The organism is Leucobacter sp. M11 (assembly GCF_035726885.1).
In the GTDB taxonomy this organism is placed as follows: Bacteria; Actinomycetota; Actinomycetes; order Actinomycetales; family Microbacteriaceae; genus JAPFRB01.
Window position 1 is genome coordinate 313900 of sequence record NZ_JAPFRB010000003.1, and the last position, 13088, is coordinate 326987.

Annotated in this window: 12 protein-coding genes and 1 pseudogene; 8 read left to right on the plus strand and 5 right to left on the minus strand. The window is 67.8% G+C overall.

Annotation, left to right across the window (positions count from 1 at the left end; genetic code table 11):
• Positions 1-148 (minus strand): annotated as a pseudogene (locus OOT08_RS19155) (D-alanine--D-alanine ligase); the annotation flags it as partial.
• 11 nt (positions 149-159) lie between these two features.
• Positions 160-1356: an alanine racemase gene (gene alr / locus OOT08_RS09810; protein ID WP_325092461.1), complete on the minus strand. Its 1197-nt coding sequence runs from the start codon at positions 1354-1356 to the stop codon at positions 160-162.
• An 81-nt stretch (positions 1357-1437) separates the two neighbouring features.
• Here alr and OOT08_RS09815 point away from each other — a divergent pair, with 81 nt between their 5' ends.
• On the plus strand, positions 1438-2541 hold the full coding sequence (locus tag OOT08_RS09815; RefSeq protein ID WP_325092463.1) for a UDP-N-acetylglucosamine--N-acetylmuramyl-(pentapeptide) pyrophosphoryl-undecaprenol N-acetylglucosamine transferase: 1104 nt from the start codon (positions 1438-1440) through the stop codon (positions 2539-2541).
• Between the two features lie 5 nt (positions 2542-2546).
• On the opposite strand, the gene OOT08_RS09820 is transcribed toward OOT08_RS09815, so the two are convergent.
• Both OOT08_RS09820 and OOT08_RS09825 read right to left on the minus strand, forming a co-directional pair.
• Positions 2547-3716, minus strand: coding sequence for a GTPase family protein (locus OOT08_RS09820; protein WP_325092464.1), 1170 nt, complete (start codon positions 3714-3716; stop codon positions 2547-2549).
• Between the two features lie 146 nt (positions 3717-3862).
• Positions 3863-4747: a LysR family transcriptional regulator gene (locus OOT08_RS09825; protein ID WP_325092465.1), complete on the minus strand. Its 885-nt coding sequence runs from the start codon at positions 4745-4747 to the stop codon at positions 3863-3865.
• A gap of 182 nt (positions 4748-4929) precedes the next feature.
• Between OOT08_RS09825 and mdlC the strand changes: the two genes are divergently transcribed.
• From mdlC to OOT08_RS09860, 7 genes are all read left to right on the plus strand, one after another.
• Complete coding sequence (gene mdlC / locus OOT08_RS09830) at positions 4930-6528, plus strand: benzoylformate decarboxylase (RefSeq protein WP_325092466.1); 1599 nt, start codon at positions 4930-4932, stop codon at positions 6526-6528.
• A gap of 45 nt (positions 6529-6573) precedes the next feature.
• Positions 6574-7707, plus strand: a complete 1134-nt coding sequence (dctP, locus tag OOT08_RS09835; protein WP_325092467.1) for a TRAP transporter substrate-binding protein DctP — start codon at positions 6574-6576, stop codon at positions 7705-7707.
• Between the two features lie 79 nt (positions 7708-7786).
• A complete protein-coding gene (locus tag OOT08_RS09840) occupies positions 7787-8419 on the plus strand; it encodes a TRAP transporter small permease (RefSeq protein WP_325092469.1) in 633 nt (210 codons plus the stop codon).
• Positions 8416-9765, plus strand: a complete 1350-nt coding sequence (locus OOT08_RS09845; RefSeq protein WP_325092470.1) for a TRAP transporter large permease — start codon at positions 8416-8418, stop codon at positions 9763-9765. The genes OOT08_RS09840 and OOT08_RS09845 overlap by 4 nt, the downstream gene beginning before the upstream one ends.
• A 50-nt stretch (positions 9766-9815) precedes the next feature.
• Positions 9816-10226, plus strand: coding sequence for a RidA family protein (locus OOT08_RS09850; protein WP_325092906.1), 411 nt, complete (start codon positions 9816-9818; stop codon positions 10224-10226).
• 45 nt (positions 10227-10271) lie between these two features.
• Positions 10272-11759 (plus strand): benzaldehyde dehydrogenase, encoded by a 1488-nt coding sequence (locus OOT08_RS09855; RefSeq protein ID WP_325092471.1) that lies wholly within the window; start codon positions 10272-10274, stop codon positions 11757-11759.
• Between the two features lie 9 nt (positions 11760-11768).
• On the plus strand, positions 11769-12758 hold the full coding sequence (locus OOT08_RS09860) for a ketopantoate reductase family protein (protein ID WP_325092472.1): 990 nt from the start codon (positions 11769-11771) through the stop codon (positions 12756-12758).
• Here OOT08_RS09860 and OOT08_RS09865 read toward each other — a convergent pair.
• On the minus strand, positions 12755-13088 hold a 334-nt coding region (locus OOT08_RS09865), incomplete at its 5' end, for a thiamine pyrophosphate-dependent enzyme (protein WP_325092474.1). The genes OOT08_RS09860 and OOT08_RS09865 overlap by 4 nt on opposite strands.

Genomic DNA, 13088 nt, shown 5'->3' on the forward strand with positions numbered 1-13088 from the left:
CGTCTCGGCCGATCGTGAGGGAGACGGCATCGAGGCCCAGCTCGTGCACCGCGCGCGTGACCGCGGCGGCCGAGGCCAGGGAGATGTCGTGCTCGTCGTTGACGCCGCCGCCGATGATGGCGACGCGGGGGCGGGGTTTCTGGGGCATACCTGAGCTCCTTATTCGGGGGACGGGGTGGGGGAGAGGATGACGCGCGAGCGGGGAGGCGCCCCGGGTCCGGCGGAACCGGGGCCGCGTTCGGCGTCGAGGGAGCGGTGCACCCGGGCAACGCGGCACCCGACGCGGGTGACGATCTCGTGCTCGATCGTGTTCGACCACGCGGCCCACTCGGCGACGGTGGGTTCCCCGGCGTCGCCCGGACCGAACACGGTCACGCTCTCGCCGGGCTCCAGGGCATCGTCGCCGGTGTCCACGACGACCATGTCCATCGAGAAGCGCCCGACGAGCGGGCGTCTGCGCCCGCGGGCGAACACCTCCGCCCGGCCCGAGGCGGCGCGGGGGAGGCCGTCGCCGTACCCGAGCGGGAGCAGGGCCAGGTGGGTGCGCTCGGGGGCAACGAACTCGTGTCCGTAGCCGACGCCGGTGCCCGCGGCGACCTCGCGCGCGGAGACCACGCTCGTGGCGAGCGTCAGGGCGGGGCGGAGGAGCTGCGTCGTGTGCGAGGGGTCGATGCCGAACAGACCGGCGCCGATCCGGTGCGTGCCGAGCCCCGCGCCCACCCCGGTCAGGGTCGCCGCGGTCGCGGCGAGGTGCAGGGTCTCGGGCGCGAGCTCGCGCCGCCGGGCCGAGCGCACCGCGTTCTCGAAGCACATCCGCTCGCGCGTGTTCTGGGGGTTGCCGGGATCGTCGGCGCAGGAGAGGTGGCCCATCACGCCGACCACCCGGAGCGTCCCGGCCCGCTCGTGCTCTCGGGCGAGCGCGCACAGCGCGGACCAGAGTTGGGTGGGGCAGCCGTCGCGGCCCGTGCCGACATCGACGTAGAGGTGCACGTGCGCTGGGGCGCCGACGTCCCGCGCCGCGCGCGCGATGGCGTGCAGGAGCTCCAGGCTCGGCACCGCGAGGTCGATGCGCTCGCGAACGGCCGCGGCGAAGTCCGCGTCGGGCGGGTTGAGCCAGCTGAGGATCGGCGCGGTGATGCCCTCCGCACGCAGCCGGAGCGCCTCGGCGATCGAGGTCACGCCGATCGAGCTCGCCCCCGCGTCCAGCACCGAGTGCGCGATGGAGCCGTGCCCGAAGGCATCGGCCTTCAGCACGGCCATGATGCGGCCCTGGGTCAGCGCCAGAAATCGGGCGGTGTTGTCGCGGATCGCATCGCCGTGCACGAGGAGTTCGGAGACGGGTGATTGCATGCTCATCAGTTCAGCGCACGGGATGTTGCGTCGATGTAAGGAAAACGGGTGACACGGAGCACACATCCGCGCTGTCAGAGTGGTCGCATGACGAGTTATCTGCTGGCCGGAGGGGGCACCGCGGGGCATGTCAATCCCCTCCTCGCGGTCGCCGACCGCCTGCGCGAACGAGAACCAGAGTCCGAAATCACCGTGCTCGGCACGGCGGAAGGGCTCGAAGCCCGGCTGGTTCCCGAGCGCGGATACGCCCTCGAAACGATCCCTCGGGTGCCGTTTCCCCGCCGCCCGAACCGCCAGGCGCTCCGCTTTCCCGCGGACTTTCGCCGCGCCGTTACCCGGACGCGCGATCTGATGCAGGAGCGCGGCGTGCGCGTCGTCATCGGCTTCGGTGGGTACGCCGCGACGCCGGCCTACGTGGCCGCGCGCGGGGCCGGGGTGCCCGTGGTGGTGCACGAGGCAAATGCGCGCCCGGGGCTCGCGAACGTGTGGGGCGCTCGGCACGCCGCGGGCGTCGGCACGGTGTTTCCCGGCACGCGGTTGCGGGGAGCGGAGACGGTGGGCATGCCGCTGCGCCGGGAGATCGCCGAGCTTGACCGCGCGGGCCGCCGAGCGGAGGCCGCCGAACACTTTGGGCTCGACGCCGAGGCCCCCGTGCTGCTGGTCTTCGGGGGATCGGCGGGCGCGCGGAGGATCAACGGGGTCTTTGCCGAGCTCTGGCCAGAGATCCTGGCCCGGGGCTGGCAACTCCTGCACGTCACCGGCGATCGAAAACTCGGCGAGGTGGCGACCTCCGGCGCGCACTCCCGCGTCGTCGTGCCCTACATCGATCGGATGGACCTGGCCTACGCCCTCGCCGATCTCGCCGTGTGCCGCTCGGGGTCAGCCACGGTGAGCGAGTTGAGCGCGCTCGGTATCCCCGCCGTCTACGTGCCCTACGCCGTGGGCAACGGCGAGCAGGCGCGCAATGCCCGGGGTGTCGTCGCCGCGGGCGGGGCCCTGCTCATCCCCGATGCCTCGTTCACCCCGGCCGTCGCCGCAGAACGGCTCCTGCCCCTGCTGGCTGACGCGGAGCGCCGGGAACGGATGCGCCGGGAGGCGGCCGCCTTCGGCACGCTGGACGGCGCGGACCGCCTGCTCGCGCTCGTCGATCGCGCCCGCGCGGGCAATGCCCCGGGGGGCCGCCGACGCTGACCCGCTCAGCGCTTCCGGGCGCGCTGCTCCACCAGGTGCTTCACGACGCTCACGAGGGACGGGCTGAATTCGGCCCAGACCCCGGGGATCTCCGTGACGTTGACCCTGCCCGTGTGGATCTGCTCGCACAGGCGGAGCCAGCCCTCGCCCGTGGCGGAGGTCAGGGAGAAGGCGACCGTGGCGTTCACGGCGCTGCCGACGCCGGGGATGAGCTTCACAAAGCTGCGCGCGAGGGCCTGGCCCGCGACCTGCGCCCCGAACTGCGCGAGCGCGGAGGCCGGCAGCACGGAGGTGAACTCCAGGTCGTAGATCGCGGCGATGCGCCCCATCATGCTCATTTGGATGGGGGCCAGCGCCGCCGCATCAGCGATGGGAAGCGGAATCGCGGCCGTGGCGGCCGCGGACGCTGCCGCCGCGGCGATAACCGGGCGGGCCATCTCGCGCTTCCAGGGGAGGTTGAGCCGTTGGGCAATGCGAAAGGCATCCTTCTCGCTGTCCGGGGAGAGCGCCAGGGTCTCCGCCACGAGTTCACCGAGCCCGTGCCCCGTGCCCTTTCCGTTCGCGCCCTGCGCTGCGGTCAGGACGACCCGGTGCAGGGGGAGGTGCAGGGGAGCGCCATTCGCGTCCGTGGGAGCCTCAAGCCAGTCGCGGAACAGCGCCACATCGTGCGGGGGGCGGTACGAGCCCGTGAGCGGATTCTTCGTCCAGGCGACCTTCGTGAGGACGAGGACGACGGGGAGCCCGGCGGCGCCCAGCGCGCGAATCATGTCCACATCGGGCTGCGTGAGCCGATCCGCGGTGGACAGCACGCAGTACCAGACCACGGAGATCTGTTCCTCGGGTGGTCGCCGCGAGATCGTGTCCAGGTGCGCCCGAAGCGTCTCCCCGGGGCTCCGGCTCGACCCGATCTCAAAGCCCTCGAAGTCCCAAATCCCCAGGGACTCGTCGTGGTAGTAGTGAATCCCGCTCGTGACGGGCAGGCCCTTGCCCACCCGCGCCTGCTCGCGGCCAAACACCGCGTTCACGAGGGAGGACTTGCCGACCCCGGTGCCGCCGATGATCGCCAGGTTGAAGCGCCCGTAGCGGCTCTTCGCCGCCGCATTCGCCTGCAGGAAGGGCGCGCTGTCGACCTCGGGCACGCCTTTCGCGACGCCGTCGGTTGAATCTGTGGACATGCGCGCTCCGGTCTCCCCGCCCGGATGCGTGCCTGCTCCGGGACCTGCGGCCAGGATAACTCACTCGGAGGGGAGGGAGCTTCGGGTCGGTCTGCGGCCGCGGCGGGCGCGTCGTTTCGCGCTGGTCGATCCCTCGTAGCCGCGGGCTAGGGGGCCTCTTCTGGGACCAGCCGTAACATGCTGATCGCCCAATCGGTGAACCAGGCACTCGCAGAGGAAAGTGGGAACGGGGCGAGATGGGCACGAACCGAGCTCGTGAAGCGGCCCGGCGGGAGGGGCCAGTCGACGAGGTCCCACGGCCCTGCCCAGAGGTGTACGACGCCCCGGGGCACGAACGCGATGAGGTTCGAGGCGGCGAGCAACGCCGGGATGGAGGAGAACGCGGGCAGGTAGAGGGAACCCTCCACCGGGGCGGGGAGCCCCTGCTCGACGAGCGTGTGGCCGATGGACCCCTTCACGACGACGCGTGGCACCGAGGTCAGCTCGTCGAGCGTCGGAGTTCTGCCCGCGAACCTGCCGCGGCGGGCGATGCAGCAATAGACATCGTCGCGGATGACGGAGGTACGAAGGTCAGCGGCGAGCAGGGTGGACGACACCGCCAGATCGATGGCGCCGGAGCGCAGTTCCTCCGGCGCGGTGCTCGCTTCGAGGTTCACGATGTCCAGCTTGCACTTGGGGGCGATCTGCATGAGCGCCGGGGCAAGCATCGGGAGGAAGAGGGTCTGACCCAGGTCGGTCAGGGCGAGCCGAAAGGTTTCCTGGGTGGTCTCTGGCACGAACGCGGTCAACCCTCGCACGGCCGCCTCGGCCGCCGCGGGCATGTCGCCGACCTCAGCATAGAGCTGACGAGCGGCCCGGGTTGGGGTGATTCTGCGACCCTGCCGCACGAACAGTGGATCTCCGGCCTCCCGTCGGAGTCGGTTGAGGGCCTGAGTTACCGAGGGCTGGGCCATGTGCAGGCGCGTCGCGGCCTCGGTCACCGTTCCCGTCTCATAGACGGCCGCGAACACGCGAAGCAGGTTCAGGTCCATCAGCGCACCGGGCTTTCTGTCAATCGCTTATCCATAGGCAATGTCAATCGGTTGACCCCTTATTCTATATTGGTTTCTCGCGGTTGGAGTCGGTACATTCGGAGTCCTACGCGGATGTAGGTTCTCCCGGATCAGAGCAACGGCTCATCCCCTGCTCCGCTGCCCGTGAGGAACATCGGAGAATGACAGAGCAGTCGGTACTCGAATCAACCCTGGAGATTTTCTCTCAGCGGGGCATTACCAAGATCTTTGGCAATCCCGGCTCGAATGAGATTCCCTTCCTTGCCGGGCTCGGCTCTGACATCGAGTTTGTGCTCGGCTTGCACGAACAGGTCGTGCTCGGACTCGCGGAGGGCTACTCCCGGGCAACCGGCCAGGCTGCCCTCGTAAACCTCCACGCGGCCTCTGGAACGGGAAACGCAATGGGGGCGCTGACGAATGCCCGCTACGGGCACGTGCCCATCGTGGTGCTCGCGGGCCAGCAGGTGCGCCGGACGGTGGGGCAGGAGGTCATGCTCAGCAACGTGGACGCAACCCTGCTCCCGCAGCCCCTGGTGAAGTACTCGCACGAGCCACTGGCTCCCGAGGACGTGCCGCGGACGCTCTCGCAGGCGATCATTCAGGCCAACACCCATCCGCGCGGGCCAGTGTACGTTTCCGTGCCCCTGGATGATTGGGCAACGCCAGCGTTGGAGAGCGACCGACTTCTCGGCGCCCGAACCGTCACCGATTTTTCCGGTCTCGATGAGGCAGCGCTGCGATCGCTCGCGAGCGAGCTCGACGGGGCGAAGCGCCTCGCCATCGTGGTGGGCCCGCAGGTGGACGCGGCCGCCGTCGTTGATGCTTCGGTGTTTGATGCCGTCGTCGAACTCGCCGAGCGGCTTGATGCCGCCGTGTTCATCGCGCCCTCGCCGGATCGGTGCTCGTTCCCCACGACGCACCCGAACTTCGCGGGTGTGCTCGTTCCCGGAATCCGTTCGGTGCAGGAGCGGCTCGCAGACAGTGACGCCGTGCTTGTCCTGGGCTCAGCCGTGTTCCGGTATCACCGGTGGGAGCCAGGCCCATACCTGAGCGAGGGTGGGCGCGTTATCCAGATCACACAGGACCACCGCGAGGCGGCACGCGCGCCCTATGGGTCCTCCTATATCGCGGATGTCGGCGTAGTAACCGGGCAACTCGCAAACGCTGTCGCCGATCGGGGACGGCGACGGGGTCAGCCGGGGAGCCGAGTGTTCCCCGAGCCGCTGCGCTCGGAACACGGGATGACCGGGAGCCAAATCCTGGCGGTGCTCAACGAACAGGTCACCGACGCAGTGGCATACGTGAACGAAACCACCACCCTCGACCTCGATTATCTCGAGCGTATCGCCATTGATCGACCGGGGATGTACCACTTTCCGGCCAGCGGCGGCCTCGGTTTCGGCCTTCCGGTCGCGGTCGGACTGGCACTCGGTGCGCCGGAGAAGACCATCGTCGCCACGGTCGGTGACGGCTCGGCGAACTACGGGATCAGCGCGCTCTACACCGCGGCCGAGCATCAGACCCGCACCATTTTCGTGATCGTCAACAACGGCGGATATGGTGCGCTCGCTGGCTTTGCCAGCCGCATGGGCGCCGAGCAGGTACCCGGCCTCACCCTTCGCGAGATCGACTTCGTCTCGCTCGCCGAGGGGTACGGGGTACCCGCATCCCGGGTCAGCTCACGCGACGAGTTCGCCCGAGCCTACGCCGCTGCGCTGTCCGCTGTCGGCCCCGTGCTCATCGATGCCCGAGTGACGTGACCCCGGGCGCTCGTCGACTCAGTTCTGTACCGGAAAGGAAATTCAATGATGAACCCACTGACACGCCGCCGGGGAGTTTCGCTGAAACTCGCCGCCGCGGTTGGAATTCTCGGCCTCGGCCTCACCGCCTGTGCCGACGGAAGCTCGGCGACGGAATCAGGAGACTCGAGCAATGACGCGACGGTCGAACTGAACGTGGTGTCCTGGGCGACCCCAGCCAGCTTGAGCGAGGTGATGGGGAACTGGTGGTACGAGGAGGTCGAAGCGCGCAGTGACGGGCGCATTACCTTCAACGTGGCCGCCGCCGACTCCCTGTGCAGCGCGACCGAAATTCCGGAGTGCGTCCGTGACGGGCGGGCGGATATCGGCCAGACGCTCACGGACTATTCCTCCCAGCTCTTCCCCATGGCTTCGATCGCCAGCATTCCGTTTCTGAGCCCCGGCAGCGAAGCCGTGTCCAAAGCCATCTATGACCTGAGCACCGAACACGAGGGCGCCGCAGCCCTCTGGGAGCGCAATAACCTGAAGCCGCTGTCCCATCTCCCTCCCGGGCGGATGCTGATCGGCAGTCACGAGGAGGTCTCCTCCATTGACGACCTCAAGGGACTCCGGATGCGGATGGCGGGTCGCTTCGCCCAGCACGCGGTGGAAGCTGCGGGCGCGACCAGCGTCGCGATCCCCGCTCCGGAGACCTACGAGGCCCTGGAGCGCGGCGTGGCCGACGTTGCCGGATTCCCCTTGGAGGGCACCGCGGCGTACCAGCTTCGCGACGTGCTGGCGCACTGGACCGACCCCGGCGTTGGGACCTACACGACGATCGGGATGTGGATCAACAACGACGTGTACGAGGGACTCGACCCCGAGCTTCGCGCGGTTATCGATGAGGTCACCGCGGAGTTCAACGAGGAAGCGGCCTACACCTTCTTTACCGACGTCTCGAAGGAGCAGTGCGACGGCCTGCTTGACACCGTCGGCGACCTCACGCAGTGGGACCAGGCCGAGCAAGACCGTTGGCAGGAAGTCTTCACGGTCGACATCGAACAGCTCTGGGTTGAAGAGGCCGAGCGGGACGGACTTGAGGATGCGGCTGGCTACCTCGCCAGCTACAAGGAAAAGATCGCCGAGTACACCGACTCCTCCGATCTCGACCCGACGATCGCGTGCGCTGAGCGCAACTGACCGAGCTCGCTGAGCCAGCCGACAATCCGGCCGTGCGACCCGCCACGCGGGCGCACGGCCGGGGAATTGCAGCAAACACATGACTACTGACGCTTCGAGCGCCTCCTCGCGGTTTCTCCGCGGGGCGGCGCAGACATTCGCCGCCCCCCTGGGCGCACTGGGGTCGATTTCGACGGTTGCGATGATGATCGTCACCACGATCGATGTCGTCTCGAGAAACCTCTCGGGCAGTTCGGTGCCCGGCCTCATCGAGCTGAGTGGGACGCTCCTCATCGCGACCGTCTTTCTCGGACTCTCCTATGCCGGAGCCGCGAACGCGCACGTCTCGGTTGACCTGGTGACGAGCCGCTTCCCGGTTTCGGTGTCCCGTCGGCTCGCCGGCCTGATGTGGCTCCTCGGATCCGCGATGACCGTGTGGTTCATCTACGCAACCGCCGTCCGCGCGCTCGCCAGCTTCCAGATGCGTGAGATCGCCACCGGCCTTGTGGACTGGCCGCTGTGGCCTGCGCGCTGGCTCGTCGTCATCGGCTTCGTCGCGTTCCTGGTGATCGCACTCGTCAATAGTTTCCTGGGACTGCGAGGAGAGCCGCTCCTCGGTGAGGACGACGAAGACGACGACTCGGAGCATCCGAGCCCCAGCGAAGCACCGCCGAGCACGACCCCCGCGCCCGCGTTTCGCGCTGCGCCTCACGGAACGGAAGAGACATCATGAGCGTTGGCTTTGCCGTTCTCCTGGTCGCCGGAGTCATGGCGGTCCTGCTGCTGCTCCGCATGCCCGTCTGGCTCGCCCTGGCGATCTCGGGGGCCGCTGGGCTCCTCGCGCTGCGCGACGCCAAATTTGTCACCAGCTCACTCGCGACCGCCTCCTTCGAGCAGGCATCCTCATTCACCCTGACGATCATCCCCATGTTCATCCTGCTCGGGGTGTTCGCGGTACGCGCAAAGGTTGCGGAGCAGGTCTTCACCATTGCCCGCCGTGCCTTCCGAAACATCCCCGGTGGTCTTGGCATCTCTACGGTCGCCGCCTGCGCCGGGTTTGCGGCGGTCTCCGGATCCAGCATCGGCACGGCGGCCACCATGTCGAAGCTGTCGGTCACCGAGATGCGAAAGGCGGGGTATCCCACCAGCCTGGCGGGTGCTCTCGTCGCGGTGGCGGGGACGCTGGGCGCGATGATCCCGCCCAGCCTGTTCCTGGTGCTCTACGCGATCCTCTCTTCGGAATCGATTGGCAAGATGCTGATCGCGGGCATCGTCCCCGGCTTCCTGTCCGCTGTCGCCTACGCGATATACGTCTACTTCCGAACTCGGAAACTGCCCCAGATCGCCGATGACGCCACGTTGGAGGTCGGACTCAACGAGGCGATTTCCGACAGCCAGGCGCGTGGGCAGCGGCTGCGTCTCCCGTGGCGCGGGCTGATCCGCCTGATCATCATCTTCGTGATCATCATGGGTGGCATCTACACGGGGTTCTTCACCCCCACCGAATCAGCCGCCATTGGTGCGCTCGCCGCGTTGATCATGCTCATCCTCGAATACCGGAACCGTGGCATCCGCGAGATCACGCGTCAGCTGAATGAAGCGCTGAAAGAGACCGCGAAGACGACGAGTATGGTTTTCGCGATCATGATCGGGTCAGCGCTCCTCTCCCTCTTTTTCGTGGTCGCGCGGGTCCCGCAGATGATCAGCGACTCGGTGACCGGGTTGCCCCTGCCGCCCTGGCTCATCGTGGCGCTCCTCCTGGCGCTCTTGCTCCCGCTCGGCATGGCGCTTGAGTCGATCTCCATCCTGGTGATCACCGTGCCACTGATCTACCCGGTCGCCATGGAGCTCGGTTTTGACGGCATCTGGCTGGGCATCATGATCGTCAAGCTGATCGAAATCGGGATGGTGACGCCGCCCGTGGGCATTAATTGTTTCGTGGTGGCCGGAACCGCCAAGATCCCCACCGCCGAGGTCTTTAAGGGCATCTGGCCCTTCGTCCTCATTGAGATCGGTCTGCTCGTGCTGTTCTTCGTACTGCCGGACCTCATTCTCTGGCTCCCGGCAGTTGTGCAGTGACCCCCGACAGCCGCCCAAGCGCCCCAAAGGAGACAACCGCTGTGTATCCCATGATCGATCGTCTCGACGATCCCAGAGTCCCCGCGCTCCCGACCCATAGCCATGCGGTGCGCGTGGGAAACCTGGTGTTCATTGCGGGGCAGGTGGGCATCCCCCTGGGCGAGGACCACGCCCCGGCGGGCTTTGCGGATGAGGTCGGGGTCGCCCTGGACGCCCTGGATGCGGTCCTGGAAACGGTGGGAGCTACCCGCGGAACGGTGCTGCGCACGAACTGCTACCTCGCCAACATCGACCAGATGCCTGAGTTCAACGCGGTATATCTGGCACGCTTCGGCGATCTTCGCCCCGCTCGGACCACGACTCAGGCCAGGCTGGCGCACGGCTTGCGCTTCGAAATAGATGCGGTGGCGCTCTGCGAACCGGAGCACCACCAAGCCCCGGCGAAACCGGCAGCGGCGTGACCACCAACAACCCCAGAAATCACGAGCACGATACGGAGGAAATACATGTCTATCAACGGTGAGGCTCAGGAGACGAAGAGCGCCCTCGATCAGCAACGCTGGGACGGCAAGCTGTTTACCGATGGGTGGGTCCCCGGGAACGCGGCAACGATCGAGATCCTCGAACCCGCAACCGGCGCCGTCCTCGGAAAGACGGCGATGGCCACGAGCGAGGACGTCTTTGCGGCAGCGACGCGTTCGGCCGAAGCCCAGAGCGCCTGGGCGGCAATGAAGCCGGCAGAGCGGGCTGCGGTGCTCCGCAGGGCCGGCGATTTCTTTGTCGCGAACGCGACGGAGCTGGCCGAGTGGGTGCAACGCGAGACCGGGGCGATTGCGGCGAAGGCTGGCTTGGAAATCACCGTTGCCGCAAACGAGTGCTTCGATGCCGCAGGGCTCCCGCACCACCCACACGGCGACGTGCTCACCTCCGACGAGGACCACTGGTCATTTGCTCGTCGGCAGCCCGCCGGAGTGGTCGCGGTGATCTCCCCGTTCAACTTTCCTCTCATCCTCTCGATTCGCTCAGTGGCCCCTGCGATCGCCCTCGGCAACAGCGTCATCCTGAAGCCGGACCCCCGGACCCCGGTGTCAGGCGGCTACATGATCATGCGTGCCTTCGAAGAAGCGGGGCTCCCGTCGGGGGTGCTGCAGTTGCTTCCGGGCGGGGCCGACGCGGGCAGCGCGATGACCGAGGCCCCGGAAATTCGAGTGGTCTCCTTCACCGGATCCACCGCGGCCGGGCGACGGGTCGGCGAGGCCTGCGGGCGGAATCTGAAACGCGCACACCTAGAGCTCGGGGGCAACAACGCGATCGTCGTCTTGCCGGGTGCGGACATCGCCAAGGCGGCCTCGGCGGGTGCCTTCGGCTCCTTTCTCCACCAGGGGCAGGTCTGCATGACGGCCGGGCGGCACCTCGTGCACGAGTCGATCCATGACGAATACGTCCGGGCGCTCGCCGAAAAGGCGACGAACCTCCCGATCGGAGACCCCTGGGCGAGCGGGGCCCCCATCGGGCCGATCATCGACGAGAAACAGCGCGATCACATTGATCGCATCGTCCGCTCTGCCCAGGCGGCCGGGGCCACGGTCGAAGCCGGGGGCACCTACGAGGGCCTGTTCTACCGGCCAACCGTCCTGTCCGGGGTGGATACAGCGAATCCGGCCTGGGCTGAGGAGATCTTCGGCCCAGTTGCACCCGTGCAGTCTTTTGCGACGCTGGACGAGGCGGCGGCCCTCGTGAACGAGAGCGAGTACGGGCTCTCTGTCTCGATTCTCGGTAACGTCGGGGAGGCCATGACCCTTGCCGACCGGGTGCGCTCCGGAAAAGTCCACATCAACGAGCAGACGGTCGGCGATGAGTCGAACGCCCCTTTCGGTGGGGTCGGACACTCGGGCAACGGCGCTCGTTTCGGTGGATACGGAGCCAACATCGAGGCGTTCACCGAGACGCAGTGGCTCACGGTACGCTCCGAGATTGCCCCGTATCCCTTCTAGGGAGACCACATGCGTATCGCCGTCATCGGAGCTGGTGCCATGGGCCAGCTCTTCGGAACGAAACTCGTCAACGGGGGACACGACGTGGTCATGGTGGACGCCTCCCCGGCGGTGCTCGCCGCCATCGACCAGACAGGCATGACGCTCCGCGAGGGGGGCAGCAGTACCACCGTTTCCTGCGCGACCAGCCTCGCCACGGAGCTGACCGGGACCGTTGACGGTGTGTTGCTCCTCACCAAAACCCTGCACTCGGCCGCCGCGATTGCGTCGGTGCGTCACGTACTGACCGAGCAAACTGTCGGGATCTCGGTCCAAAATGGACTGGGCAACGAAGAGCCACTGCTGCCGCACTTCGGGGTGGAACGCACCCTCATCGGGATGACGGACTACCCCGCCGATCGGGAGAGCGACGGAACGATTTCCACCGAGTCAAGCGGTTCCGTGCGCCTCGGGGGGCTGGTTCCCGCCGCGGCGGATCGGGCCAGGCTCTGGGCGAGTCTTTTCGCCGGGGCCGGGCTCGACACCGCCTTCGAGGCCGACGTGATGGTATCGATCTGGGAGAAAGTGATCTTCAACGCGGCGCTGAACACGATCAGCGCGGCAACCGGGCTGACCCTCGGCCAGATCGCAACGCATCCGAGCGGGCTAGGTCTGGTGGACTCCGTCCTCGCGGAGGCCCTCGCGGTGGCGAGAGCTGAGGGGGTGCACACGAACGAGGCCAGGGTCCGCTCCGCGGTCACGGCGGCGCTGCAACACCACGGGGACCATCGAACCTCGATGTTGGTCGACCTGGAAGCGGGTCGGGGCACCGAGATCGACAGCATTGCCGGGGCGCTGGTTGACCACGCCACGCAGCGTTCCGTGGCAACGCCCGTGTTGAGCGCTCTCAGCGACGTCGTTCGCTTACGCACGAAGCCCGAACCGGCCCACGCAACTGCGGCCGGAAACGGCGAACGGCCCGCCCGGTTCCCCGGGCGGGCCGCGCGCGCGTTGGGTTAGTAGCCCGCGCCGCTCGGGGAGGGGGTGTCGGGGTCCACGACCAGGTGCAGCAGCGCCGGGCCGTCGTGCGCCAGCAGCTCGGCGATCGTCTCGCTCACGTTCTCGGGGCCGTCGATGCGCGCGCCGACGCCGCCGAAGGAGCGCATCCAGGCCGCGAAGTCCGGGTTGGCCATGTTCGTGCCGGAGGGGCGGCCCGGGTACCACTTCTCCTGGTGCTCGACGATCGTGGCGTACTTGCCGTTGTCGACCACGACGAACAGGGCGCGGCCGCCCTGCGCGACGAGCGTGGCGACCTCCTGGCCGTTCATGAGGAAGTCCCCGTCGCCGCAC